Here is a 22,446-nt window from a genome sequence, read left to right as displayed (position 1 = left end):
GGGGTGTGCTCCGGTCAGTTGCCGGAAAGTGCGCGGCGGACCGCGCTCGCGACTTGCCGGGCGGAACGTTGGAGCGACTGCGGCGTGCTGCTGGTGCGCGGGGCCGTGACATTGATCGCGACCCGCACATCGCGGCTGGCAGGTGCGCTGCTGGTTTCGACGCGGCCAGCCGACGTGGGAACGAACAGTTCAGGTCCCTTCTCGCCCACCACATAGCCGCGGCCGGGGGAGACATTGCCGCCTGTCGCACGGCCGGGGAGGCCGAGCACGCTGGACAGAAGCCCTGCGAAGTTGAAGAATCCGTTGCTGCCGGAAGGGCTGCCGCCGATGGATGAGACCAGCGTCTGCGCGGCCTGGGCGGCGATCTCGTCGAACGCGGACAAGGCCACGCGTTTCAGATCGTCGAAACCCAGGCTGCCGCTGCGGATGGCCCCGGCAAGGCCCTTTTCGAGTGCATCGCCCGCTTTGGTGAAACCGGGCACGAGATCGCCATCCACCGCGCTGCGCTTCGTCGCGATGTCACGGGCGAAGCCGTCCGTACTGGCGCGGACGTCCACCAGCAGGCTGTCGATTTCATCGGTCATGATCGTGCTCCATCAGCCTTTGCAGGGTTTCGCGGTCGAGCCCGGACCGGGCTGTGCCGGGGGCCAGCAGGCCCAGTGCGGCGGCCAGCTCCGCGGGTGTTGCGGCCCAGAACTCGTGCGGCCGCCAGTGGAGAATGCGGGCGGCGAGCGCACACAGGGTCAGGGCCGCCGGAGCGAAGCACGCGGGGCTCACCCCGTGCCTTTCAGGATCTGCGACAGCAGCATTCGCAGCGGCGCGGCGCAGGCTGCAAGGCCTTGTGCCATGACGGCAGTGGCTACCGCCTCGCGCGAAACTTCGTCGCGACGGACAAGGCAGTGCCAGAACAGCGCGGCCATCTCGCCGAGGCGCAGTTCGCCAGCACCCGCCCGTTCGACCAGCGCGAAGAGAGGGCCAAGTTCCTCTTCTGCCGCGACGAGTGCCGAGAAACTCGGGCGCAGGACATGGGCAGCGCCGCCGATCACCAGCATGGCTTCACCGCGCAAGGGATTGGCCGGCTCATCCTGAGCTTGTCGAAGGGGCATCAAACGGTCGCCACTTCGCCCGAGCTTTCAAGCTGGAGCGTGTAATTGCGCTCTCCGTTGAAATCGCCGGCATAGTCGAGCCGCTGGACGAGGAACTGGCCGCGTAATTTCTCGCCATCCTCGAAGCTCAGTTCGTAGTCGTCGATGGTTCCGGCCATTGCATTGGCGCGAATCTGCGTTTCGGCTGCGCCGCCGAGGAAGATCCCGGCAGCACTCACCGATACGGAGCGCACGCCCGCACCCGAGAGCAATTCGCGCCAGCCGCCGCTGTCCTTGCTGGTGACGGTGACGGCTTCGCCTGTCACCGACATCTGCGTGGTGCGCAGCCCGGCGACAGTCTGGTATGTGGCGGGCGCGCCGCCATCGGAAATCTTGAGAAGGAAGGCACTGCCTTTCTGGGCGGTCATAGCGGGGCTCCTTTAGAAAGGTGGGGCTTCGACAAGCTCAGCCTGAGCAGGATCGGGACAATGTGTTTTCCTTCTTCCGCTCATCCTGAGCCTGTCGAAGGATGGTTCCGCGCATCACGCCGCGATCAGGCGGAAGCGGTATTCGAGCAGGATCGCGCGGCGGCTCTCGCCGCGCTGCTCGGCGCGGGCGCGCAGGAACTGGATCGTGGTGATCGAGTAGTCCGCCTGTGTGCGCGGCAGGCTTTCGATGCGCGCCTCGATCGCTGATACCAGCGCGGCCGCGGCATCGGGGGTGTCGCCCCGGCAATGCAGTTCGAGCGCCACGCGTACTTCGCGGCCCGCGGCGGTCTTGCAGCTCCAGTCGGCGCTGGCGCTGGCGGCGATCGCCAGCCAGGGCAGGCTGGTGCGCGAAGGCACCTCCTCGGTGATGGCATTGAGCTGGCCGGACAGCGTTGCGTCGGCCGCCAGCCAGCTCAGCAGAGCGGCACGCAGGGCGATTTCCATAAGCTATCCCTTCGTGAACAACGGCCAGATGAGGTCCGGGCGGCGCCAGCGGGTCTCATCACCCCGCGCAGCCAGAACGCGCGTTTGCAGATGTGCGGCGGCAAGCGTGCGGGCGCGCCGTACCAACTGCGTGGCGAGAGCATCGAAGCCTGCGCGGACCCCGATCCATGCGCCGCTCATGTCAGGTGCATCCGCCGCCAGGGCCGCCACAGTGCCGCTACTGAAGCGGGGGGCAGCGGCGCTGCGCCGCCGGCCTCCCGTTCACGATGCTGATGCGCGGCAAGGCGGATCAACCCGTGGCGCAGCGATTCGGGAAGAGCATCCCAGTCTGCCGCCAGACCGGCGGTGAAGCTGACGACGATCCGGGTTGTGCTGTCCAACAGCGGCAGGCGCACGCGGCCGGTGCCATCGGACGCGAGGTCTATTTCATAGGCCGAAGGATCGAGGGCGGTGCGGTTGCCGCTGGCATCGAGGCTTTCCACCAAACCGATCGCCTGCACTGGCCGCGTGGCGAGCGTGTGCCAGCCGGCATCGGCGCTCAGCACCTCCTCGCATTCCGTCTCCAGAGGCATTTGCCCGGTGAAGGCCTCACACACGTCGAGCGCGGCGGTGAGCAGCGAGAGCAGCGGTGCGTCGTCCGTTGCCGTTGTTATGCCGAGCCATTGCTTGAGCTCGGCCAATGCCGTGCCGGGCAGGGCCGGGCGTGAAAGGATGACCCGGTTCATGGGCGTCTCCGGTCAGGAAGGAAAAGGGGCGCCCGCGCCGCCGGAGGGGACGGCAGCCGCGGGCGCGATCGCAGCGTCAGGCCGCGATCTTGAGCAGCTTGATCGCGTCCGAATCGAGGACTTGTCCGCCGATCCGCTTGGTCGCGTAGAAGTGGACGAAGGGCTTGTTGGTGAAGGGATCGCGCAGGATCGCGGTCGCGCTGCGTTCGGCGATCAGGTAGCCGGCGCGGAAGTTGCCGAAGGCGATCGGGCAGGCATCAGCAGCGACGTCGGGCATGTCCTCGGCCTCGGCAACCGGATAGCCGAGCAGGCGGTCCGGCTGGCCGTCCACCAGTCCCGGCTGCCACAGGAAGGCACCGTCGCTGGTCTTGAGCTTTCGCACTTCGGCCAGCGTCGCCGAGTTCATCACCCAGCTCGCGCCCTGCCGGTGCCCGGCCTTGAGCGCATGGACGAGGTCTATCAGCACCAGTTCGATCGTGCTGCCAAGACCCGCGGCTTCACCCGAGACGATATGCTGCAGCGTGCCGAATGCGCGCGCGGCATCATCGGCGGCGCTGGTGGCACCGGTGAGAAAGCCCTTGGGCTGGTTCGTGCCGCTGCCGTTGACGAAAGCCGCGCCTTCGGCCCGGGCGAATTCCATCGCGATCTCGTCGGCCAGCCAGGACTGCACATCGAACATGGCATCGTCGAGCATGGCCTGGCTGGCCGCGGGATTGGCGTAGAGCTCGCCAGAAGGCGGCGCGATCTCGGCGAATTCGGGTGTTGCGGTTTCTGGACGCGCCGCGGTTTCGCTGACCCAGCCAGAGGCGGTGCCGCCAGTGGTGATCAGCTTGCGGTAGCCCGCGCTGCCGGTCTGCACGACCTGGGCGATCGAGCGGATCGGGCTGATGCTCTTGAGCCGTGCAGCGATCAGAGCATCGATTTCCTGCGGCACTGTATAGCCGCCCTCGGTGCCGCTCGCGCTGCTCAGCGATTTCAGCTCGGTTTCGCGGCCCCGGCGGAGGTAGCCTTCGACGAAGCCTTTGACTTCGAGGCTGGGCGCTGCGCTGCCGTCGAGCGCGGGGCGGGCAGCCCGGCTGACGCGATCAAGACGGGATTTCACCTCGTCGACATCGCCGCGCAGCGCCTCGACGGCCTGTTCGGTGGCGTCCTGCCGGGTGACGAGATCGAACGAGGCATCAAGCGGTTCTGTGGGGGTATCCATGGGCATAGACCTTTCGTGGGGGTGGGGAGGGCAGTCGCAGTCAGGTGATCAGATGCACCCGTGCGTCGTGCTGCATCGGGTGGGTGACGAGGCTCACTTCGAAGAGATCGACGGTGATCAGCTCGCGGCCTTCCGCAGTGCGAACACTGTCGCGGGCGCGGTAGCCGAACGAGAGCCCGCTTACGGTGCCGCGCTGCACCGCACGGCCTGCCGCGCCCTCGGGATTGTCGACGGAGGCGATCACCCGCAGGCCACGTTTGTCTTCGGCTATTGTTTCCACCCAGCCGACACGCAGGTCCGCGCGGTGTTGCCAGAACAGCGGCAGGGGATCGCGGCGCTCTGCCAGCGTGCGGGCGAAGGCGCCGGGCCGGATCACGTCGCGCCCGGCGTCGCGCTTGCCGAACAAGGCGGCGTAACCGGCGAAGCGGAGAGCTTGCCGCTGCTTCGACAAGCTCAGCATGAGCGGGGTGAGGTCAGAGGCGTCCTTTGTTTCTCCGCTCGCCCTGAGCTTGTCGAAGGGCATCCCGCGCATCACCGCAGCAGTTCCATCGCGCCGAGCCGCACCGCGATGCCGAGCAGCAGCAGCGCCAGCAGCCCGCGCACGATCCAGCCGATTGCGGCGGCCTGCGCCCCGGCCTTGGCATCGCGCCAGGCCTGCAGCAGCTCGCGCAGTTCGGAGAGGTCCTCGTGCGCGGTCTCGTCGTCGAGGCCGATGCGTTCGAGCGTGCGCGCCGCGCCAAGCTCGCTCGCTTCCTCGACCACGGCGCGCAGGGTGACGAGATCGCTGCCCTCGTGGATCGCCTGGGCCAAAAGGGCCGCCAGCATGTTATCTGTGTTCATGAAATGTTCTTTCCATCTTTCGCGGACAGGCCGAGCAGGGCGCGCTTCTCCTGCACGTCGAGGAAGTCTGCTGCACTCACTTGCGCCCAGAGCCGTTCGCGGTCTTCGGCGAGGGCAGGCACGCGGTCGAGGTCGACGGCGAGCAGGGCATCGGGGAACCATGATGCCAATCCTTCGTCCAATGCGGCGAAGATCTTGGCGGCCAGCGGCAGCAGGGTAAGCCGCCAGAGCGCGCGGTTGGCCTCGCGGTAGTTCGCGTAAGTCGAGTCGCCTGGCAGGCCGAGCAGCATTGGGGGCACCCCGTAGGCGAGCGCGATGTCGCGCGCGGCGGCGGCCTTGAGCGTGGCGAAGTCCATGTCCGCCGGGCTCAGCGCCATGGCCTGCCACTTGAGCCCGCCTTCGAGCAGCATCGGGCGGCCCGCATTGGCGGCGCCTGCGAAAGTGCTGCTCAGTTCAGCCTTGAGCCGTTCGAACTGGTCGCTGGTGAGGCCACTGCCGTCCCCGTTTTCATAGACCAGCGCGCCCGAGGGCCGGGCGGCGTTTTCGAGCAGCTGGCGGTTCCAGTTCGCGGCGGCATTGTGCGTGGCCACCGCCTGATCGGCAGCGGTGAGGCACCCGGCGCCGTAGTGATCGTCCGCCGGGTGGAAATGGCGGATGTGGATCAGGTTGGGCGAGGCGTCCTCGTCCAGCAGCGGAATCGACAGGCGCCGCCCGGCCACGTCATAGGCATAGGCGACGGGCCAGCCGTCCTCGCCTGCGACGATGGAGACACGTTCGGGCCTGAGGGCGAACAATTCGGCGGGGTGCCCGCGTGCGTCTTTCAGCACCTGCACATAGGCGTTGCCGTGCAGCAGCAGGTGAGCGGAGAGCGTTTCGAGCAGCGACTGCCCGGCGCTGGTTTCGCTGACGAGTGCCATGAGCGCATCATCTGCTGGTTTCAGCGGCGCCCCCCCGATCCCCTCGGCAACCAGCCGCACCGCGCGCTGTGCCACCGGATTCTCCAGATAGGCGCGGCGTACGGCGGTGTTGTAGTCGAACGGCGCCCGTCCGCTGCTGCTGTCGGCAAAGAACCAGGGCGACGCCGGTCCGCGCGCGAGAGGCACGCGGGCGCTTCCGCCCTTGAAGGCGGAAAGGAGTGATTGGATGAAGGACATTTTATCCCTTTCTCAAGGTCCCGTTGGTGTCAGGCGGGATCTTCACGTCATGCGAATTTTCGGCTCGGTACTGTGCCCCAGCATCAGTTCGGCCAGTGCCCAGACCAGCGCATCGGCCCGGTCGGGCGAGCGGCCCGGGCCCTGATAGGCCCCGCCGGCGACCAGCCCGCACATCTCGTCTTCCAGCACCGGGAATGTCCCTGCGTGGCGCACGCGGCCTGCCTCGTAGAGAGTGGCGACAGGCTCGGCGCGGGCCGCCTTGCTCCGGCTGGCGTGGACCCGCTTCAGGGGTAGCGCCAGTTCCGCGGCGCGTAGCACGCTTTCCACCATGGCGCCGCCCTGATTGGCCTCGGCCACGACCTTGTCGGCATGCCAGACCCCGGCTGCCCGGGCGACAGCGCGCGCCCACCGTTCGGGGCTGGCGCGCTCAACCGAGGCATCGGCGAGCACATGGGCGCTTCCATCCATCGCCCGTCCGGCGACCACGATCCCGCAGGCATCGCCGCCGCTCGACGCGGGCGGATCGACGCCAACGACGATCCGGACCAGCTCCGGTGCCTCCGTCTCCCGGCATTGCTCGATCAGGGCGCGCGTCCACAGCGCGCCTTCCACGTCTTCCAGCAATTCGCCGTCCAGTTCCTGCCGACCGAGCAGGGAGCGGCCGAACTGACGGCGGATATCGCGCACGAAGCGCGCGGGCAGGTTTGCGGCGTTATCCTCGGTCCGGCCATTGGTGACGGCAAGATCGTCTCCGCCCTCGTCCAGCAGGCGCCGTAGCAGCGGCACCGCGCGCGGCGTGGTAGTGGCCATCAGCCGGGGTCGCTCGCCCAGCCGCAGGCCGAACAGCAGGTTGTCCCACGCGCGGGTGGCGCGTTCGGAAACATTGTTCCACTTGGCGATCTCATCGCACCAGGCATGACTGTGCTGGGGCCCTCGCAACGATTCCGGCTCACCGGCCGAATAGAGCTGCGCCTGCGCACCGTTGGGCCAGATCACCCGGCGCAGGCTCGGCTCATAGAGGGGGCGGTGCCGCAGGGGGCAGACCGGGAGCAAGCCGCTTTCCCCCTCCACCATCACCGCGCGCACTTCGGGCAACGATGCGCCGACGAGTGCGATGCGCGCGCCGGGATCGGCATCGGCTGCCGCGCGAACCCATTCGGCCCCGGCACGCGTCTTGCCGAAGCCGCGCCCGGCCATCACCAGCCACGTGCGCCAGTCTCCTGCGGGCGGGAGCTGAGCGGGACGGGCCCAGAGTTTCCAATGGGTTCCCAGTTCCTCGCGTTCCTTTTCATTGAGTGTGCCGAGCTTGCGGCGCCGTTCCGGGAACGGCAGCGCCTCAAGGATGGTGAGTTGTTCACTCAGCTCCATCGCTGCCTGCGTCCTGCGGTGCCGGAAGCGCGTTCGTGCGGCGTTCCCGCATTTTCTCGATCTTGGCGTTGATGGCGTCGAGGATCGCTTCGGAATTGCGGTTCTCGTAGATAGCCCTCTGGCGCGCTGCCGTTTCGCGGTGGGCGACGAGCAGGCGGAAGGCGGTGGCGTTGTCGAACACCCGGGTGCCGCGTTTGGCGCCCGGCGCGGGCTTGATCTCGCCTTCGCGCAGGCGCTGCAGCAGGCTCATTTCGAGATGGTCGTAGCCTTCGCACAGCGCCTCCTGCCACTCGCGGTAGAACTCGGGATCGGTGCGGCGCAGTTCGTAGGCCCGCGCGGTGCCGATCTGCACTTTGCGGGCCGCTGCCGAAACGTTGGATGTGGCCGCCAGTTCGGCGAGGAACGGCTTGCGCCACTGGCTTGGCCGCAGACGTGCGGACTGCTTGGCCATGGGAGGCTCCTTGAGAGGGGGCAAGGCAATGTCCTGCCCGGCAAAGGGAGAGGGGACCGCAGCGGGCGGTGAAGGGGACTATCGTTATGAAGTGAGGCTGCGACGGGTTGTCACCCGCCTTCCTCTTGCCGGAGAGGATCGGTCGGCGACTCGGTCTTTCGCAATGTTCCTGATATGTACCTAAATAGCGTGACGATGTCAAGACTGGAAACCAAATAGGTTATTTTCGTTAACCGGTTCGCGCTTGCCGCAGCGCAGCGTGGCCGGTAAGCACCGCACCTGCGACTTTCCGGAGACACTGATGCTGCGCCGCCTTTACGACTGGACGATGGAAAAGGCGGCGCACCGCCATGCGGCATGGTGGCTGGCAGCCTTTGCCTTCATGGAAGCCAGCTTCTTCCCGGTTCCTCCGCACCCGCTGCTTGGCCTGATGTGCCTGGCCGAACCGAAGAAGGCGATCAGGTTTGCCGTGGTGGCCACGCTGGCTTCGGTCGCGGGCGGACTGCTCGGCTATGCGATCGGCCACCTGGCATTCGAGGCATTCGGCGAAGCCATGTTGCGCGCGCTGGGGCTCGCGGACAGCTTTCCCAAGGCGGCTTGCTATCTGCGCGAATACGGCGCCGAAATCATCGTGGTGAAGGGCGCCACGCCGATCCCGTTCAAGCTTCTGACCATCACAGCCGGGTTCATTGGCATGAACCTGCTGGTGTTCATCGGTGCTTCGATCGTGTCGCGCTCGATCAGCTTCATGATTGTCGGCGTGCTGTTCCGCCTGTTCGGTGCGCCAATTAAGGCTTTCATCGACAAGTACCTGGGGCTGGTGACGGTGGGCTTCGTGGCGCTGATCATCCTCGGCTTCCTGGCCGTTGCCTTCACCGGTGGCGGGTCGCAGCAGACCAGCGAGAAGTGCGCTTCGGCCACGATGGCCACGTTGCACTGATCCGGGCTCAGCCTAGCTCCGACGCCAGCTGACGCGCGCCGTCGCGCAGCAGCGCGCCCACGGCCTCGCGGCGCTCGATCCCCAGGCGTTCGGCGGGACCAGTCAGGACCAGCGTGCCGACCGGCGCGCCTTCGTGCCCAAGGATGGCCGAGGCCATGGCCACCGCGCCGGGCTGCAGCTCCTCGTCGTTGACCGCGTAGCCGCGTTCCCGTGTGAGGGCGAATTCTGCCTCGGCCAGCGCGCCGGGGGCCGCGCCGAGAAACCGCGCCTGTTCTTCTGAGGGCAGGTAGGGCAGCACAGCGCGCCCGGTGGCGCTGCCGTGCAAGGGGATCACGATACCGATCGCGGGGACCATGCGCAGCAGGTGATGGCTCTCGGCCGCGGCCATCACCACGAAATGATGGCCGTCGGGCACTGCCAGGTAGGCGGTCTCGCCAGTTTCGGTGCGCAGCCGTTCGAGCACTGGCCCGGCGCGCAGCCGCAGTCCCTCGTTGCTGTGCGGCGGGCGGGCCAGCGTGAGGACATGGGGCGAGAGTTCCCATTGGCCTGAAAGTCCCGGCGCCGGGCGAATCCATCCGGCATCTGCCAGTGTCATCAGGTCGCGCTGCACCGCGCTCTTGTCTGCTTCGAGCAGCCGCGCGAGCGCGCTGACCCCTACCGGCTGGGCGTGGGCGATCGTTTCGAACACGGTAAGCATGCGCGCGGCACTGCGGCTTCGCTTGACGGTCAAGGGTTCCTCGCACTATCGTATCACTATACAACACATCGTATTACTAAGTAATACATGTGGCAATCGGTTTTGCGTTTTTGGGAGAATGACCATGCCCCTCACCGATGTCCGTCCGCTGCAGGAAGGGCTTCCGTTCGGCGTCCGCATTGGCGGCCTCACCCGCGAGATCCTTGAGGACAAGGCAATCCGCGACGAGATCGACGCGCTGTTCATCAAGCACGGCATGATCGTGTTCGAGGATGTCGAGCAGTCCGACGAAATGCAGCTAGCCCTGTCGAGCTGCTTCGGCCCGCTCAAGGAACACCCGGTGAAGGCGGTGAGCCGCGTCGATTCGAACCGGTTGCCCGGCGTCATCGAAATCCGCAGCTTACGCGGGCGCGGCATTGTAGAGGTCGATGGGCGGCAGGTCTCGCACTGGCTGCCCTGGCATTTCGATCATTGCTACAACGACGAGCTCAATCGCGCCGGCGTGCTGCGTTCGGTGGAGCGGGTGGAGGAAGGTGGGATCACTGGCTTCCTCGACGGGATCGCGCTCTACGAGGCCTTCCCGAAGGACCTGCGCGAGCGGATCGAGGGCAAGGACGTGATCTACACGCTCAGCACCCAATACGATGCGCTGAAGTTCGGGCGCCCGGCGCAGTACCGCATGATCGAGCCCAAGCCGATGAGCCAGGCCTTCCACGATCAGGTCGCCCTGATGCCGCGCGCGATCCATCCGGCGGTCTGGACCCGTCCAACCGGCGAGAAGTGCCTCCACGTCTCGGCCTACATGTCGCAGGGCATCGTGGGTGATGAAACGCCGGAAGGCGATGCGCTGCTCGAAGAAGTTTGCCAGGAGATCAACCGTCTCGCGGAAACCTGCAGCTATCACCACAAGTGGAGCCCCAACGACATGGCGATCTGGGACAACCTGCGGATGCTCCACTGTGTCTCGGGCAACAACCCGGACGAAGAGCGCCTGATGTACCGCACCACGATTGCGGGCGACTATGGCCTCGGCCATTGGGAAACCGAACCGCGCGAACTGGCTGCCGCCGACGCGATGGCTTGAGGGGTATGGTTGCGACCTGACGGGAATGCCCGCAGGCTGCCCTACTGACGCCTGAAACGAGACACGGCCGGGGAGAGGCAATGGCGAAGATCGATGTGAACGGGCTCACGCTCGACTATGATTTTGTCGGCGATGAGGGGGCAGCGCCCTTGGTGCTGACGCCGGGCGGCCGCTATCCGCGCGATACCGCTGGCGCGCCGGAACTGGCCGAAAAGCTCGCCGAGGGAGGCTTCCGCGTGCTGCTGTGGGATCGCCCGGGCTGTGGCGCGTCGGACATTGCCTTCACCGCTCCCAGCGAATCGGTGATGAATGCCGAAGCGCTGGCCGGTCTGGTCAAGGCTCTGGGCCTCAAGGACGTGACGCTCGCGGGCGGCTCGGCGGGCTCGCGCATTTCGTTGATGGCTGCTGCGCGCATGCCGGAAAACGTGCGCAAGATGGCGATCTGGTGGATCAGCGGCGGGCCGGTGGGGCTGGCAGGCCTCGCGTGGTTCTATTGCGGCGACCAGATCGCTGCGGCGAGCAAGGGCGGCATGGAAGCGGTGGCGCAACTGCCAAGCTGGGCAGACCAGATCAGCCGCAACCCGAAGATCCGGGAGATCCTGCTGGCGCAGGACCCGGATACCTACATCGCCACCATGCAGAAATGGGGCAAGGCCTTCGCCTATTCGGATGAGACTCCGGTGCCCGGGATGACCGAGGCGGATTTCGCGAAGCTGACGATGCCGGTCATGACCTTCCGGTCGGGCAAGAGCGATATGGCGCATACCCGCGAGACGTCCGAATGGGTGCACCGGCTGCTGCCCAATTCGACGATGGTCGAGCCGCCATGGGGCGATCAGGAATGGAACTATGTCTCGACGTTCCCGGTCGACACGCCAAACCGGAGGGGGCGTTTCGAGCGCTGGCCGCTCCTTGCGCCGATGCTGCTTGATTTCCTGAAGGACTGACCATGAGCCTTGATGCCAAACTCGCCGAGATGATCGACCGCCACGAGATCCATCAGGTCATGCTGCGCTACGCGCGCGGGCTGGACCGGCTGGACAATGAACTGGCCCGTTCGTGCTACTGGGACGATGCGATCGAGGACCACGGCCATTTCGTCGGCACGCCCGATGACTTCATCCCCTGGGCTGACGGGACGACGCTGGCATTCGAATCCACCCAGCACGCGGTGATGAACCACTTCTGCGACCTGCAGGGCGACGATGCCTATTGCGAGACCTATTACCACTTCGCAGGTGTAACGGCGGGAGACGGGCCGAACTTCCTCTCGACCGGCCGTTACATCGACCACTTCCAGAAGCGGGACGGCGAGTGGAAGATTGCGAACCGGGTGACGATCGTGGAGGGTACTTACGATGCGCCCAAGGCTGCGAACGGACCGTCGCCGATGTCGGCCTACACCGCGGAGGAACCTTGCCAGGCCGCACGCGACCGGAGCGATGTGAGCTATCACCGCCCGCCGGTGCCCCGGCAGCCGAAGTGAGACTTGTGTCGATCTGATCTTTTGGCCGCCTCCAGCGGCACCTCGCCCACGGCGAAGGTCTAATCCGGAACTCCGCATTTTTCCGGTGTGCTCTGATACTTGACTGCAGTCACTCCTGTGGCATTCTTCCAATGCTGCACCGCAATATGCGTGCGGTGCCGGAAGGAGGACTATGGCTGGTCGACTGGAAGGAGTGCACCCCGGATTTCGCGCATCGCCTGACTTCATCAGGCAGATGGAAGGCTACGGCCTCACGACCGTGGAGATCCATTATTTCTTTCCCGACCACCCCAAATTGCTGCAGCTTTTCGCTTTCCAGCAATACGATGAAGCGCCGACGTTTCCGGTCCTGCGCAAGTTTCTCGATTACTGGGCCCGTGAGATCGAAGGGCCGTTGCATTCGGTGCGGGTCGCTCACAAGAAGCTGATAGGCCCGCAGGAATGGCGCGCGGTGAACGGGGTCATTTCGATCCACTGAGGGCGCGTGGCGGCGGCCGCCACGCATTGCCCCATCAGCCGATGATGCCGGTCGCCTTGCCCGCGCGGGTGAACATGCCGATGATCTGCTGGACCTGATCGGCGGAATGCTCGGCGCAGAGCGAGCAGCGCAGCAGCGTCATGTTTGCGGGCGTTGCCGGCGGACGCGCGAGGTTCACGTAGAGACCTTCGTGCAGCAGCGCTTCCCACATGGCCGCGCCGCGTTCGAGGTCGGGCATGATCACCGAAATGATCGCGCTCTGTGGTACTTCGGTGCCGAGCTGGAAGCCTGCGTCCTTCAGTCCCTTGTGCAGGGTCTTCGAATTTTCCCAGAGGTGCGCGCGTTTCTCGCCCGCGTGCATCAGCTTGCGCACCGAGGTCGCGGCCGTCGCCACCACGCTGGGCGGCAGGCTGGCGGTGAAGACATAGGGGCGGCAGACCAGCCGCATGATCTCGAACTTGGGATGGTTCGAAACACAGAAGCCGCCGACCGTGCCGACCGACTTGGAGAACGTGCCGATCACGAAGTCCACCTGGTCGAGGCAACCCTGTTCCTCGGCCACACCACGCCCGTTCGGGCCGATGAAGCCCATCGAATGGGCCTCGTCAACCAGCACCATCGCACCGTACTTCTTGGCGACGGCGATCATCTCCTTGAGCGGGGCAATGTCACCCAGCATCGAGTAGACGCCTTCGAGAATGACCAGCTTGCCCGCGCCTTCCGGGATGCGGCGCAGGCGTTTTTCCATCGCCTCGATGTCGTTGTGCTTGAAGGGCACCACTTCGGCGTCGCCCATCTTGCAGCCATCCCAGATTGACGCGTGGCTATCGATGTCGAGGACGATGTAGTCGCCCTTGCCGGCGATCGTCGAAATGATGCCGAGGTTTGCCTGATAGCCGGTCGAGAACACCATGGCATGGTCCATGGCGTAGAAATCGCACAGCGCCTGTTCGACGGCCTTGTGTCCGGCATAGGTGCCGTTGAGCACGCGGCTGCCGGTGGTGCCCGAACCGAAATCGTCGAGGGCCTGCTTGCCGGCTTCGATCACGTCCGGGTCGAAAGTCATGCCCATGTAGTTGTAGGTGCCCAGCAGGATCGTCTCGCGCCCGTTGCAGATCGCGACGGTGGGCGAGACCACACGCTCCATGACGAGGCCGAAGGGATCGGTCACGCCGGTCGCGAGCAGTTCGCGGCGCATCTCGATCAGCGGATCGAACTTGCTGAACAGGTCCACGTGGGCCTGGGTCACATCGTCATCGAGCATGTCGGTCATTGGGACGTCTCCAGGTGCGTGTCGGACGCACCGGCTGTGTGGGAAATGGGAATGCGGTCGGGCATCAGGAAAGTGCCGCGGGCGCGCGGCGAACTCAGGCGGGCAGGCGAATAGTAGGCGTCGAGAAAGCCCCGGTCGAGCAGATCGGCGTTGGCGGCGGTAAAAGCCTCGAAGCCGCTTTCATCGTCCATACGCTCCGCGACGAGCGCCATCGCTGCCAGCGTGATGGTCTCGTTATACTTCTGCGGGGCGCCCGCACCGGTGGCCAGTGTAATGATGCACTCACGAACGACGCGGCAAGCCTCAAGGAAGGGATAGCGGCGCAGCGCCTCGTAGGCGGCGGCAAGGTGGCTGCGGTGATCGAACACTTCGGCCGGCAGGCCGCCGCCAAGGAACCGGTCGAAGTCGAAGCCGCTCACGATGCGTCTTCCGTTTCGGTCAGCCGGTGGGCATCGGCCGCGGTCAGGCCGAGCCGGTAGACTTCGCTCAGTTTGCCTATGTCCCGCAATGTCTCGTCGGAAAAGGCGCGGCTGCCCTCAAAGGCGTGGAGCATCACACCCTCGATCAGGTCGCCGAGAGACATATCCTTCTGCTCGGCGATGGCTTTCATCACCTTGACGAGATTTTTCTCGAGCCGGACACCGGTCTGGATGCGTTCGATCTTCATGACGCCTTGTTACCAAGGTACCTTGGTAAATCAAGTCAGGATTCAACCCTGCAGCTTCACCACCGCATCGACGAGTTGCCCATAGTTTTCGATCTCGGCCTGCTGGTTCATCGAGATGATGATGTCGAATTCATCCTCGATAGCGGCGACGAAATCCATCACGGTCAGGCTGTCGAATTCCAGATCGTCGGTGAAGCGGGTGGCGTCGGTGATCGCCACTTCCTTCTTGTTGAAGGGCTCGATCAGCGCTGCGATCCGGGCCGAGGTCTCTTCGCGATCCATGGTCTTTTTCAACTCCGAGTAGGTCCCGGCGCTCTCTGGCCGGGAAATGCGGCGCAAAAGCGGCGCGAGTGTATCATGTCAAGCAGGATGCGTCAGGCGCCCCGTCAGATCAGGGCTTTCACGGCCTGCATGAAGGGGCCGATCGAGACCGGTTTGGCGAGGTATCCCTCGGCGCCAGCCTCGCGGATGCGCTCCTCGTCACCCTTGCCGGCATAGGCGGTGACGGCCAGCATCGGGATCGCGCGCAGGACCGGGTCCTTCTTGGCTGCCTCGATCAGGTCCAGCCCCGAGACATTGGGCAGCTGGATGTCCATGATCACGAGATTGGGGACGAATTCGCGTGCCCGGTCGAGTGCGTCGAGCCCGTCCGCGACGGGCTCCACAGCGTAGCCCTGGCTCTTCAGCACGTCGCAAAAGAGCTTTCGATTGAGATCGTTGTCCTCGACAATGAGGATTCGCTTTGCCATTCGACGCCCGCGCACCATGTTAGGGGTGTGACCTGCTCTATTGCACGCAAGCGAGACTGACAATTCTTCGAGAGCCGCCATCCCCATCTCCCGACCCGCAGGCGCTGGCGCTGAATGCGCTTGGCTGGGTGCTGGACGACGCTGACCGGGCCGCCCGGTTTCTGGCACTGACCGGCCTGACCCCCGACGACCTGCGCGTATCGCTGAACGAATCGGCGACGCTCGGCGCGGTGCTGGATTTTCTCTGCGCGCACGAGCCGGACCTGCTGGGTGCCGCCGACGCTCTTGGCGTGGCGCCGAGGGACCTCGCTGCCGTCCGCGAAAGGCTCAGTTCATGAAACTGCCGCTGCTGATTACCGATTGCGACGAAGTGCTGCTCTACATGATTGCGCACTTCCGCGACTGGCTCGCCGAGGAAGAAGGCGTGGCCTTCGACATGTCGGGAGGCAATTTCTTCCAGTCGATGCGCCGGGTCGAATCCGGCGAGCGGATCTCGCAGGAAGACATGTGGGCGCTGCTCAACAAGTTCTTCGACGGGCAGATGCACCGGCAGACGCCTGTCGAGGGGGCGGTCGAGGCGATCGCGGCGATTCGCGAGCACGCCGATGTCGTGGTTCTGACCAACCTGCTCGATTTCCGCCGTGAGGCGCGCCGCGAGCAACTGGCCGGGCATGGCATTGATGTGCGCGTGTTCACCAATCAAGGGCCCAAGGGCCCGGCGCTGCAGGCGATCCTGGACGAATACCGGCCAGACCGGGCCGTCTTCATCGACGATCTGTCGCAGCATCACGGATCGGTCTTTGAAATTGCACCGCAGGTGCGCCGCCTCCATCTCTGTGCCGAGCCGGCGATCGCACCGCATATTCCCTGTGCCGCCGAAGCCGGCCACGCCCATGCCCGCATCGACGAGTGGGAGCGCGCGCTGCCCTGGCTGCTGGAAAGTCTGACTTGCGAAGAAAAGGACCTGCAAGCGAAATGAGCGACATCGATAACCGCCTGGCCGAACTCGGCCTGACTCTGCCCGAACCTGCCGCCCCGGTAGCGGCTTATGTCCCGGTAGTGGTGGCTGGCGGGCTGGCCCACGTCTCCGGCCAGCTGCCGTTCGTGGCGGGCAAACTCGTGATTGGCCGTCTGGGTGAAGATGTGACGCTGGAAGACGGTATCGAGGCGGCGCAGGCCTGCGCGGTGATGATCCTGGCCCAGCTCAAGGCAGCGCTTGGCTCGCTCGAACGGGTGGAGCGCATCGTCAAGCTGGGGGCCTTCGTCAATTCGACCGGCACTTTCACCGATCAGCCCAAGGTCGCCAATGGCGCTTCAGAACTGATGGTCGCCGTCTTCGGTGAGGCCGGCAAGCATGCCCGCAGCGCCGTAGGCGTGCCGGTGCTGCCGCTGGGCGCTGCCGTGGAAGTGGACGCCGTCGTTGCTGTTCGCCCTGCTTGACCGCTGGCTTTCGCCGCCGCCCGATCCGCGCAAGGTCGGGTGGCTGGGCGACTACTGTTACGCCCATCGCGGGCTGCACGATGCCGGCGTGCCGGAAAACTCTCGCTCGGCATTCGAACGGGCAGCGATGTCGGGCTACGGCATCGAGCTAGACGTTCAGCGTTCGGGTGATGGGCTGCCGGTGGTCTTCCACGACGAAACGCTGGACCGGATGACGGTGGAAAGCGGTGATCTTAGCCGGCGCAACGCTGCGCAACTGGGGGCCATTCGGCTTGCCGGAACTTCGCAGACTATTCCCACGCTTCGGCAGGTGCTTGCGGACGTGGCGGGCCGTGTGCCGTTGCTTATCGAGATCAAATCCGGTCCGGATACCCGTATCGCGGCGCTGTGCCTGGCAGTGCGCCGGGTTCTGGAGGGGTATACCGGCCTGCATGCGGTGATGAGCTTCGATCCACGCGTTTCGCACTGGTACGCTCTGCATTCGCCGCACACCGTGCGGGGGCTCTCGATCACTGAGGGCGAGGACCGGGCACTCCCTGGCAAGGTGCGCCGTCGTCTGGCGTTGTGGCACGCGCAGCCGGATTTTCTGTGTTACGACGTGCGCGATCTGCCCAGCCGGTTTGCTGCGGCGCAGCGCAGCCGGGGACTGCCGCTCGTGACGTGGACCGTGACGAGCGTCGAGCACGGGGAACGCGCGGCCGAACATGCCGACGCGGACATTTTCGAAGGTGCTGTGCGCCCCATGCGAAAGGTGGCCGGACAAGCGTGAGCGAGGGCGCATTCACCGCGAAAGTCCATGGATCGGTCCGGGAACTCCCGGCCGCCGAGTGGGACGACCTGACGCCGGGCGTCAATCCTTTCGTCGGTCATGCCTTCCTTGCCGCTATGGAAGATTCGGGCAGCGTCGGCGGCCGCAGCGGCTGGACGCCGGTGCCGGTCGTCATCGAAGGCCCCGATGGACGGATTGCGGCGGCGTTACCCGCGTACCTGAAGGAGCATTCGCAGGGCGAGTACGTCTTCGATCATGCCTGGGCGGATGCCTGGCATCGCGCAGGTGGATCGTATTACCCGAAGCTGCAGATCGCGGTGCCGTTCACTCCGGCGACGGGGCCGCGCCTGTTGACACGGCATTCCGAACTGGCGTTGCCGCTGCTGCGCGCGGCGGAGACGCTGTGCCGCGACAGCGGGCTGTCCTCGGCGCACGCCACCTTCATCGAACCGGAGCAGGTGCCGCTGTTCGAGCAGGCGGGCTGGCTGCTCCGCGAGGATATCCAGTTTCACTGGGAAAATCGCGGTTACGCCAGCTTCGAGGATTTTCTGGGCGCGCTGTCCTCCCGCAAGCGCAAGGATTTGCGCAAGGAGCGCGCCAAGGCGCAGGAAGGCGTGGAAATCCGGACCTTGCGCGGTGGTGCTATCACCGGGGCACACTGGGATGCGTTCTGGGAATTCTATCAGGATACCGGTGCTCGCAAGTGGGGCAGGCCCTACCTGACGCGCAAGGCTTTCACTCTGCTGGGCGAGACGATGGCGGACCAAATTCTGCTGGTCCTCGCCTTCGTTGATGAGGAGCCTGTGGCCGGGGCGCTGAATTTCATTGGTAGTGATGCGCTGTACGGGCGTTACTGGGGCGCGCGGATCGACAAGCCGTTCCTGCATTTCGAATTGTGCTATTATCAGGCGATCGACGCGGCGATCGCGCTGGGGCTGTCGCGCGTCGAAGCGGGCGCGCAGGGCGGCCACAAACTGGCCCGTGGCTACGAACCGGTGCGCACGGTGTCTGCGCACTACATCGTCCACGAAGGACTGCGTTCGGCAGTTGCCGATTACCTGGAACAGGAGCGGGCAGGCATTGCCCGGGACCAGATCTGGCTCGGCGAGCGCTCACCCTTCCGCAAGGCGGAAGGTTAACGGTCAGGCTGCCCGGAGGCCGGCGGCGCGATTCGCGGCGGCAAGCCATTCGCGCGCGCGGCGCTGGGCTTCGGCGATCTCGCGGGCGGACATCTCATCGGCGACTTCGGCCCGGCAGGCGGCCGCTTCCTCATGGCCGGTGACAGCTGCAAGATTGAACCACTTGTGTGCTTCGATGAGATCGCAACTGGCGCCATGGCTGCCGGTCGAAAAGGCTACGCCAAGGTCGAAGTAGGCGGAAAAGTCGCCTTGCGCCGCGGCGGCGAGGCATTCTGCGACGAGCATGTCATCAGCGGCAAAGTCTGCGGCCGTTGCCGGTTCGGCCTTGAAGTGTTCGTTCCATGCAGATTTCATGATTCGTTACCCCCGTTGAATGTCTGTTCCCCTTTCTTCGGACCGCTTACTGGGTCTTCCGATGCCGCCACGCTGGCGCACAGCCTGTCAAGAAATGGTTAACGCGGAGTACGCGGGCTGCCAGTTCCGGATTCGGTGCTTTCCGGATTGAAGCCGTGGCACGGAATTTTGTGGACGGTTGGTCATATGTGCTTGTGCCCATAAATCTGCCGACCTATAGGCCCCCGCAACCACGGATCGTTTTACGGTTGCCGGAAAAAATCCGGGGCTGCAGGGCGTTGGCGGTCCGCGGAGACACGTGCGGAGTTTCTCTGGATGGCAACGGCCCTATCTGACGAAATTGATGTTCTCGCCAAGGCAAAACGCGCCATTGGCGGTGCCTATGTTCCCGCTCCTTACGAACCTTACATGAGTGAGGCTCAGCAGGACTATTTCCGGAAATTGCTTCAGGCCTGGAAGCGTTCGATTCTCGACGCCGCAGCCGGAACGCTGCAGCAGTTGCAGGATGGCCCCATTCGCGAGCCTGACCTCAACGATCGCGCATCGAGCGAGACCGACTGGGGTATCGAGCTGCGCACCCGCGACCGCCAGCGCAAGCTGATCGCCAAGATCGATTCCGCCATGCGCCGGATCGAGGAAGGCGAATACGGTTATTGCGAGGTGACCGGCGAACCGATTGGCCTTGGCCGGCTTGAAGCGCGCCCGATCGCGACGATGACGGTTGAAGCCCAGGAAGCGCATGAACGCCGCGAAAAGGTTTCGCGCGACGATTGATCCCGCGCCCCGTACAAGCGGGGCCGGATCATCCCGCGCAGGCCACGCAAGCCATGGCCAGCGGCGCGCTGTTAAGCGTTTGTTTGCCATTTGCCGGTACTCCACGCGGGTAGCGGGCTCGTTGCTGTTTTACGCTTCGCGTTCGACCGGAAAGGGGCGCGCTGGATCGAATGCCGGACGGAGATCATGAACGAAAGTGACAATCGTCAGGTCGCGCGCGACAGCCTGTTTCTCATGGCAAATTTGCGTGTGGACGGCCTTGACGGTGAATACCGTATCAAGGTTCGCAACCTGTCCGCCGGCGGGATGATGGGCGAAGGCCCTGTGCGTGTCGTGCGCGGGGCGATCGTCGAAGTGAATATCCGCAATCTCGGCTGGGTCGAGGGTTCGGTGGCCTGGGTTCAGGAGAACCGTTTTGGCGTTGCCTTCCGCGAGGACATCGACCCAAAGCTGGCGCGTGCGCCATTGGTGATTGGCGAGGATCCCTCGCCGCGTTTCGCGCGCAATCACGAGACGCACTTCCCGCCTAACGAAAACCTCCGCAAAATCTGACCCGATCCCTGTGAAATATTGTCCTGCGCGCATTTGCGGCGCTGCGGGAATGGGCTAACCGGGTGCTTATGCACGCCAAGCGCACAGCGATGAAGGTTTTGGCCGTTCTGGCCGTGCTTCCTGTCGTCTCGTGCGGTTCGCTTGATAATTCTGCGCTCGATGTGGCCGTCATCGGCGGTGCGGACGATCCTTTCGAGAGTGGCATACGGCTTTCTGTGGCGGGCCAGCTGGCGCGCGCCGCGACGGTCGAAGGGCTGGTTGCGTTCGACGAGGAAGGGCGGGTCATCCCTGCGCTTGCGGACCGCTGGATCGTGACCGACGATGGCCAGAGCTATATTTTCCGCCTGCGTGACGGGAACTGGGCGAACGGCGACGAGATCACCGCCGATTCAGCACGGCAGGCGCTGAATGGGTCGCTCAAACAACTCGGCAAGACTCCGCTCGCGCTCGACCTGTCCGGCATCGATGAGATCCGCACGATGGCAAGCCGCGTCATCGAAATTCGCCTGAAGCGGCCAATGCCCTACCTGCTGCAATTGCTGGCCCAGCCTGAACTCGGGCTCTATCACGACAAGCAGGGCGCCGGGCCGATGACGCTGGAAAAGGCAGAAGGGCTGGCGCGGATGACACCGGTCGATCCGGCCAAACTGGGTTTGCCGTCGATCGAGAACTGGGATTCCCGCACACGCCAGATTATTCTGCACGCCATTTCGGGGCCGGAAGCGGTCGAGAGGTTCAACGATGGCGATGTCGATCTCGTGCTCGGCGGCAGGATAGAGGACTTTCTGCTGACCCGTTCGGTGGGAATTCTGCGTGGAACGATCCAGATCGATCCCGTCATTGGCCTGTTCGGCTTACAGGTGATGAACGATCGCGGCTTTCTGGCTGATCCGGCCAACCGTGAAGCGCTGGCCATGGCGGTCGATCGCGATGCCTTGATGAAACCTTTCGGCGTCGGCGGCTGGTCGTCCACCACCCGGATTGTCACGCCCAGTCTCGAAGGCGATCTCGGCACGATCGGCGAGCGCTGGGCCGGGCAATCGTTGGACGAGCGGCGGCAGGTCGCTGCGGGCAGGGTGAGGAACTGGACGTCCGGGAAACCGGGGCAGGCAATAGACGAGGCTGCGGCGGACGGAGCGGTGCCTGCAACACCGACTGCCAAACTGCAGCTATGGCTGCCTGAAGGCGATGGTTCGCAGGTGCTGTTCAATAAGCTTGCGGCGGATTTCGCGACGATAGGAATAGCGCTCGCGCGGACTCAGGATCAGGCAGCTGCGGACCTTGCTCTTGTGGACGACGTGGCCCGCTATCCGCGTGCGGCGTGGTTTCTCAACCGGTTGTCCTGTGCCGCACGCAGGGGGCTGTGTTCGCAGGAAGCGGACGCGCGCGTCGCCGAAGCAGAGACCGCGGCAACGCCGACCGACCGCGCTGCACTGTTGACCGAGGCCGAGGCGGAATTGACTTCCGCCAACGTCTTCATTCCGTTTGGAACGCCGATCCGCTGGTCGCTTGTGCGCGGCAGCGTCAGCGGCTTCTCGCCCAACGCCTGGGGCTGGCACCCCTTGATGCCGCTGGCCTGGCTGCCCAAATAGTCTCCGGCGGCAAACGCCGGTTGACCAGAGGAAAGGCATTGGCAGCAGGACAAAATTCCGCGCGGCGCATGGATTACGAACTTCCGCTCGGCACCGACCCGGTCTCGATCCGGCGGCGCGTCGAGGCGATGGAGCATGTGCTGGAGCGGGCCTTTACGGTGCCCGGCATCAACCGGCAGATCGGTCTCGACGCGGTACTTGGTCTCGTCCCGGTGGCGGGCGATGTCATCGCGGCGGCCATGGGGCTCTACATCGTGTGGGAAGCGCGCAATCTGGGCATGTCCAGATGGCAGCTGGCGCGGATGACGGCCAACGTGGGGTTCGATACGCTGATCGGCGCGCTGCCCGTCGCGGGTGACCTGTTCGATTTCCTCTACCGTTCGAACAGTCGCAATCTCAGAATCATCCGCAGGCATCTCGACAAACATCATCCGCACACGCGGGTCATCGACGGCTGACGTGCTTTCGCCTAGAAGCGGCGTCATGAAGCGATTGTGTCTCCTGGCGGTGCTGGCGCTCGCCGCCTGCGGCAAAGCCGACAACGATCCGGGGCCCGGCGGGGTGACGGTGGGTGAGGCGCGCGCGCTGGATGATGCCGCCGCCATGCTCGATGCCCGCCGTCCCCCACCGGAAGTGCTTGCGCCCTCGGCCTCGCAGTGGCCGTCAAATGCGCCAAGTGACGCGGCGCAATAA

General features: G+C 65.1%; 35 protein-coding genes. 15 read left to right on the top strand and 20 right to left on the bottom strand.

Annotated elements, in window-relative coordinates; translation table 11 throughout:
- Positions 1-14 precede the first annotated feature (14 nt).
- The 13 genes from MTR64_RS08910 to MTR64_RS08850 form a co-directional block, all read right to left on the bottom strand.
- Positions 15-584, bottom strand: coding sequence for a tail tape measure protein (locus MTR64_RS08910; protein WP_243992947.1), 570 nt, complete (start codon positions 582-584; stop codon positions 15-17).
- Positions 574-777, bottom strand: a complete 204-nt coding sequence (locus MTR64_RS08905) for a phage tail assembly chaperone (protein ID WP_243992945.1) — start codon at positions 775-777, stop codon at positions 574-576. The genes MTR64_RS08910 and MTR64_RS08905 overlap by 11 nt, the downstream gene beginning before the upstream one ends.
- Positions 774-1,106, bottom strand: a complete 333-nt coding sequence (locus tag MTR64_RS08900; RefSeq protein ID WP_243992944.1) for a gene transfer agent family protein — start codon at positions 1,104-1,106, stop codon at positions 774-776. Before MTR64_RS08900 ends, MTR64_RS08905 begins: the two co-directional genes overlap by 4 nt.
- Positions 1,106-1,513 (bottom strand): phage major tail protein, TP901-1 family, encoded by a 408-nt coding sequence (locus tag MTR64_RS08895; protein WP_243992942.1) that lies wholly within the window; start codon positions 1,511-1,513, stop codon positions 1,106-1,108. Before MTR64_RS08895 ends, MTR64_RS08900 begins: the two co-directional genes overlap by 1 nt.
- Before the next feature lie 114 nt (positions 1,514-1,627).
- Positions 1,628-2,017, bottom strand: a complete 390-nt coding sequence (locus MTR64_RS08890) for a DUF3168 domain-containing protein (protein ID WP_243992940.1) — start codon at positions 2,015-2,017, stop codon at positions 1,628-1,630.
- A gap of 3 nt (positions 2,018-2,020) precedes the next feature.
- On the bottom strand, positions 2,021-2,197 hold the full coding sequence (locus MTR64_RS08885; protein ID WP_243992938.1) for a hypothetical protein: 177 nt from the start codon (positions 2,195-2,197) through the stop codon (positions 2,021-2,023).
- Entirely contained in the window at positions 2,194-2,742 is a 549-nt protein-coding gene (locus MTR64_RS08880; RefSeq protein ID WP_243992936.1) for a head-tail connector protein, read from the bottom strand. The genes MTR64_RS08885 and MTR64_RS08880 overlap by 4 nt, the downstream gene beginning before the upstream one ends.
- A 76-nt stretch (positions 2,743-2,818) precedes the next feature.
- Positions 2,819-3,952 (bottom strand): phage major capsid protein, encoded by a 1,134-nt coding sequence (locus MTR64_RS08875; RefSeq protein WP_419144930.1) that lies wholly within the window; start codon positions 3,950-3,952, stop codon positions 2,819-2,821.
- Positions 3,953-3,986: 34 nt separating this feature from the next.
- Complete coding sequence (locus MTR64_RS08870; protein ID WP_327194261.1) at positions 3,987-4,478, bottom strand: HK97 family phage prohead protease; 492 nt, start codon at positions 4,476-4,478, stop codon at positions 3,987-3,989.
- The gene (locus tag MTR64_RS08865) at positions 4,478-4,786 is read right to left on the bottom strand and encodes a DUF6127 family protein (protein WP_243992932.1); all 309 of its coding nucleotides are present in this window, start codon (positions 4,784-4,786) and stop codon (positions 4,478-4,480) included. The genes MTR64_RS08870 and MTR64_RS08865 overlap by 1 nt, the downstream gene beginning before the upstream one ends.
- Positions 4,783-5,940, bottom strand: coding sequence for a phage portal protein (locus MTR64_RS08860; RefSeq protein ID WP_243992930.1), 1,158 nt, complete (start codon positions 5,938-5,940; stop codon positions 4,783-4,785). The genes MTR64_RS08865 and MTR64_RS08860 overlap by 4 nt, the downstream gene beginning before the upstream one ends.
- Before the next feature lie 42 nt (positions 5,941-5,982).
- Complete coding sequence (locus MTR64_RS08855) at positions 5,983-7,308, bottom strand: DNA-packaging protein (protein WP_243992928.1); 1,326 nt, start codon at positions 7,306-7,308, stop codon at positions 5,983-5,985.
- A complete protein-coding gene (locus MTR64_RS08850; protein WP_243992926.1) occupies positions 7,295-7,759 on the bottom strand; it encodes a hypothetical protein in 465 nt (154 codons plus the stop codon). The genes MTR64_RS08855 and MTR64_RS08850 overlap by 14 nt, the downstream gene beginning before the upstream one ends.
- A 301-nt stretch (positions 7,760-8,060) precedes the next feature.
- Here MTR64_RS08850 and MTR64_RS08845 point away from each other — a divergent pair, with 301 nt between their 5' ends.
- Positions 8,061-8,699 (top strand): YqaA family protein, encoded by a 639-nt coding sequence (locus tag MTR64_RS08845; RefSeq protein WP_243992969.1) that lies wholly within the window; start codon positions 8,061-8,063, stop codon positions 8,697-8,699.
- Between the two features lie 7 nt (positions 8,700-8,706).
- Here MTR64_RS08845 and MTR64_RS08840 read toward each other — a convergent pair whose 3' ends face one another.
- Positions 8,707-9,429 (bottom strand): IclR family transcriptional regulator, encoded by a 723-nt coding sequence (locus MTR64_RS08840; RefSeq protein WP_243992924.1) that lies wholly within the window; start codon positions 9,427-9,429, stop codon positions 8,707-8,709.
- Between the two features lie 91 nt (positions 9,430-9,520).
- Between MTR64_RS08840 and MTR64_RS08835 the strand changes: the two genes are divergently transcribed.
- From MTR64_RS08835 to MTR64_RS08820, 4 genes are all read left to right on the top strand, one after another.
- On the top strand, positions 9,521-10,480 hold the full coding sequence (locus tag MTR64_RS08835) for a TauD/TfdA dioxygenase family protein (protein ID WP_243992922.1): 960 nt from the start codon (positions 9,521-9,523) through the stop codon (positions 10,478-10,480).
- 80 nt (positions 10,481-10,560) lie between these two features.
- Positions 10,561-11,427: an alpha/beta fold hydrolase gene (locus tag MTR64_RS08830; RefSeq protein ID WP_243992920.1), complete on the top strand. Its 867-nt coding sequence runs from the start codon at positions 10,561-10,563 to the stop codon at positions 11,425-11,427.
- 2 nt (positions 11,428-11,429) lie between these two features.
- Complete coding sequence (locus MTR64_RS08825; RefSeq protein WP_243992918.1) at positions 11,430-11,966, top strand: nuclear transport factor 2 family protein; 537 nt, start codon at positions 11,430-11,432, stop codon at positions 11,964-11,966.
- A 235-nt stretch (positions 11,967-12,201) separates the two neighbouring features.
- Complete coding sequence (locus tag MTR64_RS08820; RefSeq protein WP_243992916.1) at positions 12,202-12,444, top strand: usg protein; 243 nt, start codon at positions 12,202-12,204, stop codon at positions 12,442-12,444.
- 34 nt (positions 12,445-12,478) lie between these two features.
- Here MTR64_RS08820 and spt read toward each other — a convergent pair whose 3' ends face one another.
- From spt to MTR64_RS08795, 5 genes are all read right to left on the bottom strand, one after another.
- Positions 12,479-13,717 (bottom strand): serine palmitoyltransferase, encoded by a 1,239-nt coding sequence (gene spt, locus MTR64_RS08815; RefSeq protein WP_243992914.1) that lies wholly within the window; start codon positions 13,715-13,717, stop codon positions 12,479-12,481.
- On the bottom strand, positions 13,714-14,136 hold the full coding sequence (locus tag MTR64_RS08810; RefSeq protein WP_243992911.1) for a hypothetical protein: 423 nt from the start codon (positions 14,134-14,136) through the stop codon (positions 13,714-13,716). The genes spt and MTR64_RS08810 overlap by 4 nt, the downstream gene beginning before the upstream one ends.
- Entirely contained in the window at positions 14,133-14,384 is a 252-nt protein-coding gene (locus MTR64_RS08805; protein WP_243992909.1) for a hypothetical protein, read from the bottom strand. Before MTR64_RS08805 ends, MTR64_RS08810 begins: the two co-directional genes overlap by 4 nt.
- A 42-nt stretch (positions 14,385-14,426) precedes the next feature.
- Positions 14,427-14,666 carry an acyl carrier protein gene (locus MTR64_RS08800; RefSeq protein ID WP_243992967.1) on the bottom strand — a complete coding sequence of 80 codons (240 nt, stop codon included), beginning with the start codon at positions 14,664-14,666 and terminating at the stop codon, positions 14,427-14,429.
- A 104-nt stretch (positions 14,667-14,770) separates the two neighbouring features.
- Positions 14,771-15,133: a response regulator gene (locus MTR64_RS08795; protein ID WP_243992907.1), complete on the bottom strand. Its 363-nt coding sequence runs from the start codon at positions 15,131-15,133 to the stop codon at positions 14,771-14,773.
- A gap of 32 nt (positions 15,134-15,165) precedes the next feature.
- Here MTR64_RS08795 and MTR64_RS08790 point away from each other — a divergent pair, with 32 nt between their 5' ends.
- From MTR64_RS08790 to MTR64_RS08770, 5 genes are read left to right on the top strand one after another with little or no spacing between them, the layout of a single operon-like run.
- Positions 15,166-15,471, top strand: coding sequence for a DUF3572 domain-containing protein (locus tag MTR64_RS08790; RefSeq protein WP_419144932.1), 306 nt, complete (start codon positions 15,166-15,168; stop codon positions 15,469-15,471).
- Complete coding sequence (locus tag MTR64_RS08785; protein WP_243992905.1) at positions 15,468-16,112, top strand: HAD family hydrolase; 645 nt, start codon at positions 15,468-15,470, stop codon at positions 16,110-16,112. Before MTR64_RS08790 ends, MTR64_RS08785 begins: the two co-directional genes overlap by 4 nt.
- The gene (locus MTR64_RS08780) at positions 16,109-16,573 is read left to right on the top strand and encodes a RidA family protein (protein ID WP_243992903.1); all 465 of its coding nucleotides are present in this window, start codon (positions 16,109-16,111) and stop codon (positions 16,571-16,573) included. The genes MTR64_RS08785 and MTR64_RS08780 overlap by 4 nt, the downstream gene beginning before the upstream one ends.
- A complete protein-coding gene (locus MTR64_RS08775; protein WP_243992901.1) occupies positions 16,554-17,342 on the top strand; it encodes a glycerophosphodiester phosphodiesterase family protein in 789 nt (262 codons plus the stop codon). Before MTR64_RS08780 ends, MTR64_RS08775 begins: the two co-directional genes overlap by 20 nt.
- Positions 17,339-18,481: a GNAT family N-acetyltransferase gene (locus MTR64_RS08770; RefSeq protein WP_243992899.1), complete on the top strand. Its 1,143-nt coding sequence runs from the start codon at positions 17,339-17,341 to the stop codon at positions 18,479-18,481. The genes MTR64_RS08775 and MTR64_RS08770 overlap by 4 nt, the downstream gene beginning before the upstream one ends.
- A gap of 3 nt (positions 18,482-18,484) precedes the next feature.
- On the opposite strand, the gene MTR64_RS08765 is transcribed toward MTR64_RS08770, so the two are convergent.
- Positions 18,485-18,835: a hypothetical protein gene (locus MTR64_RS08765; protein ID WP_243992897.1), complete on the bottom strand. Its 351-nt coding sequence runs from the start codon at positions 18,833-18,835 to the stop codon at positions 18,485-18,487.
- Positions 18,836-19,150: 315 nt separating this feature from the next.
- Between MTR64_RS08765 and dksA the strand changes: the two genes are divergently transcribed.
- The 5 genes from dksA to MTR64_RS08740 all read left to right on the top strand — a co-directional run bounded on the left by dksA (position 19,151) and on the right by MTR64_RS08740 (position 22,446).
- Entirely contained in the window at positions 19,151-19,609 is a 459-nt protein-coding gene (gene dksA, locus MTR64_RS08760; RefSeq protein WP_243992895.1) for an RNA polymerase-binding protein DksA, read from the top strand.
- A gap of 186 nt (positions 19,610-19,795) precedes the next feature.
- A complete protein-coding gene (locus tag MTR64_RS08755; RefSeq protein WP_243992892.1) occupies positions 19,796-20,161 on the top strand; it encodes a PilZ domain-containing protein in 366 nt (121 codons plus the stop codon).
- 68 nt (positions 20,162-20,229) lie between these two features.
- Complete coding sequence (locus tag MTR64_RS08750) at positions 20,230-21,753, top strand: ABC transporter substrate-binding protein (RefSeq protein ID WP_243992890.1); 1,524 nt, start codon at positions 20,230-20,232, stop codon at positions 21,751-21,753.
- A 68-nt stretch (positions 21,754-21,821) separates the two neighbouring features.
- Entirely contained in the window at positions 21,822-22,211 is a 390-nt protein-coding gene (locus MTR64_RS08745; protein ID WP_243992887.1) for a DUF4112 domain-containing protein, read from the top strand.
- 25 nt (positions 22,212-22,236) lie between these two features.
- The gene (locus MTR64_RS08740) at positions 22,237-22,446 is read left to right on the top strand and encodes a hypothetical protein (protein ID WP_243992885.1); all 210 of its coding nucleotides are present in this window, start codon (positions 22,237-22,239) and stop codon (positions 22,444-22,446) included.

This window comes from Novosphingobium album (ex Hu et al. 2023), from assembly GCF_022832385.1.
GTDB lineage: Bacteria > Pseudomonadota > Alphaproteobacteria > Sphingomonadales > Sphingomonadaceae > Novosphingobium > Novosphingobium album.
The sequence above is the reverse complement of the archived record's forward strand: the minus strand, read 5'-3'. Positions and strand labels throughout refer to the sequence as shown.

Excerpts from the sequence above, each read along its gene's own strand:
- MTR64_RS08910 (WP_243992947.1), bottom strand. The coding sequence starts at position 584 with ATGACCGATGAAATCGACAGCCTGCTGGTGGACGTCCGCGCCAGTACG.
- MTR64_RS08900 (WP_243992944.1), bottom strand. The coding sequence starts at position 1,106 with ATGCCCCTTCGACAAGCTCAGGATGAGCCGGCCAATCCCTTGCGCGGT.
- MTR64_RS08895 (WP_243992942.1), bottom strand. The coding sequence starts at position 1,513 with ATGACCGCCCAGAAAGGCAGTGCCTTCCTTCTCAAGATTTCCGATGGC.
- MTR64_RS08890 (WP_243992940.1), bottom strand. The coding sequence starts at position 2,017 with ATGGAAATCGCCCTGCGTGCCGCTCTGCTGAGCTGGCTGGCGGCCGAC.
- MTR64_RS08885 (WP_243992938.1), bottom strand. The coding sequence starts at position 2,197 with ATGAGCGGCGCATGGATCGGGGTCCGCGCAGGCTTCGATGCTCTCGCC.
- MTR64_RS08880 (WP_243992936.1), bottom strand. The coding sequence starts at position 2,742 with ATGAACCGGGTCATCCTTTCACGCCCGGCCCTGCCCGGCACGGCATTG.
- MTR64_RS08875 (WP_419144930.1), bottom strand. The coding sequence starts at position 3,952 with ATGCCCATGGATACCCCCACAGAACCGCTTGATGCCTCGTTCGATCTC.
- MTR64_RS08870 (WP_327194261.1), bottom strand. The coding sequence starts at position 4,478 with ATGCGCGGGATGCCCTTCGACAAGCTCAGGGCGAGCGGAGAAACAAAG.
- MTR64_RS08865 (WP_243992932.1), bottom strand. The coding sequence starts at position 4,786 with ATGAACACAGATAACATGCTGGCGGCCCTTTTGGCCCAGGCGATCCAC.
- MTR64_RS08860 (WP_243992930.1), bottom strand. The coding sequence starts at position 5,940 with ATGTCCTTCATCCAATCACTCCTTTCCGCCTTCAAGGGCGGAAGCGCC.
- MTR64_RS08855 (WP_243992928.1), bottom strand. The coding sequence starts at position 7,308 with ATGGAGCTGAGTGAACAACTCACCATCCTTGAGGCGCTGCCGTTCCCG.
- MTR64_RS08850 (WP_243992926.1), bottom strand. The coding sequence starts at position 7,759 with ATGGCCAAGCAGTCCGCACGTCTGCGGCCAAGCCAGTGGCGCAAGCCG.
- MTR64_RS08845 (WP_243992969.1), top strand. The coding sequence starts at position 8,061 with ATGCTGCGCCGCCTTTACGACTGGACGATGGAAAAGGCGGCGCACCGC.
- MTR64_RS08835 (WP_243992922.1), top strand. The coding sequence starts at position 9,521 with ATGCCCCTCACCGATGTCCGTCCGCTGCAGGAAGGGCTTCCGTTCGGC.
- MTR64_RS08830 (WP_243992920.1), top strand. The coding sequence starts at position 10,561 with ATGGCGAAGATCGATGTGAACGGGCTCACGCTCGACTATGATTTTGTC.
- MTR64_RS08825 (WP_243992918.1), top strand. The coding sequence starts at position 11,430 with ATGAGCCTTGATGCCAAACTCGCCGAGATGATCGACCGCCACGAGATC.
- MTR64_RS08820 (WP_243992916.1), top strand. The coding sequence starts at position 12,202 with ATGGAAGGCTACGGCCTCACGACCGTGGAGATCCATTATTTCTTTCCC.
- spt (WP_243992914.1), bottom strand. The coding sequence starts at position 13,717 with ATGACCGACATGCTCGATGACGATGTGACCCAGGCCCACGTGGACCTG.
- MTR64_RS08805 (WP_243992909.1), bottom strand. The coding sequence starts at position 14,384 with ATGAAGATCGAACGCATCCAGACCGGTGTCCGGCTCGAGAAAAATCTC.
- MTR64_RS08800 (WP_243992967.1), bottom strand. The coding sequence starts at position 14,666 with ATGGATCGCGAAGAGACCTCGGCCCGGATCGCAGCGCTGATCGAGCCC.
- MTR64_RS08795 (WP_243992907.1), bottom strand. The coding sequence starts at position 15,133 with ATGGCAAAGCGAATCCTCATTGTCGAGGACAACGATCTCAATCGAAAG.
- MTR64_RS08785 (WP_243992905.1), top strand. The coding sequence starts at position 15,468 with ATGAAACTGCCGCTGCTGATTACCGATTGCGACGAAGTGCTGCTCTAC.
- MTR64_RS08780 (WP_243992903.1), top strand. The coding sequence starts at position 16,109 with ATGAGCGACATCGATAACCGCCTGGCCGAACTCGGCCTGACTCTGCCC.
- MTR64_RS08765 (WP_243992897.1), bottom strand. The coding sequence starts at position 18,835 with ATGAAATCTGCATGGAACGAACACTTCAAGGCCGAACCGGCAACGGCC.
- dksA (WP_243992895.1), top strand. The coding sequence starts at position 19,151 with ATGGCAACGGCCCTATCTGACGAAATTGATGTTCTCGCCAAGGCAAAA.
- MTR64_RS08755 (WP_243992892.1), top strand. The coding sequence starts at position 19,796 with ATGAACGAAAGTGACAATCGTCAGGTCGCGCGCGACAGCCTGTTTCTC.
- MTR64_RS08750 (WP_243992890.1), top strand. The coding sequence starts at position 20,230 with ATGCACGCCAAGCGCACAGCGATGAAGGTTTTGGCCGTTCTGGCCGTG.
- MTR64_RS08745 (WP_243992887.1), top strand. The coding sequence starts at position 21,822 with ATGGATTACGAACTTCCGCTCGGCACCGACCCGGTCTCGATCCGGCGG.
- MTR64_RS08740 (WP_243992885.1), top strand. The coding sequence starts at position 22,237 with ATGAAGCGATTGTGTCTCCTGGCGGTGCTGGCGCTCGCCGCCTGCGGC.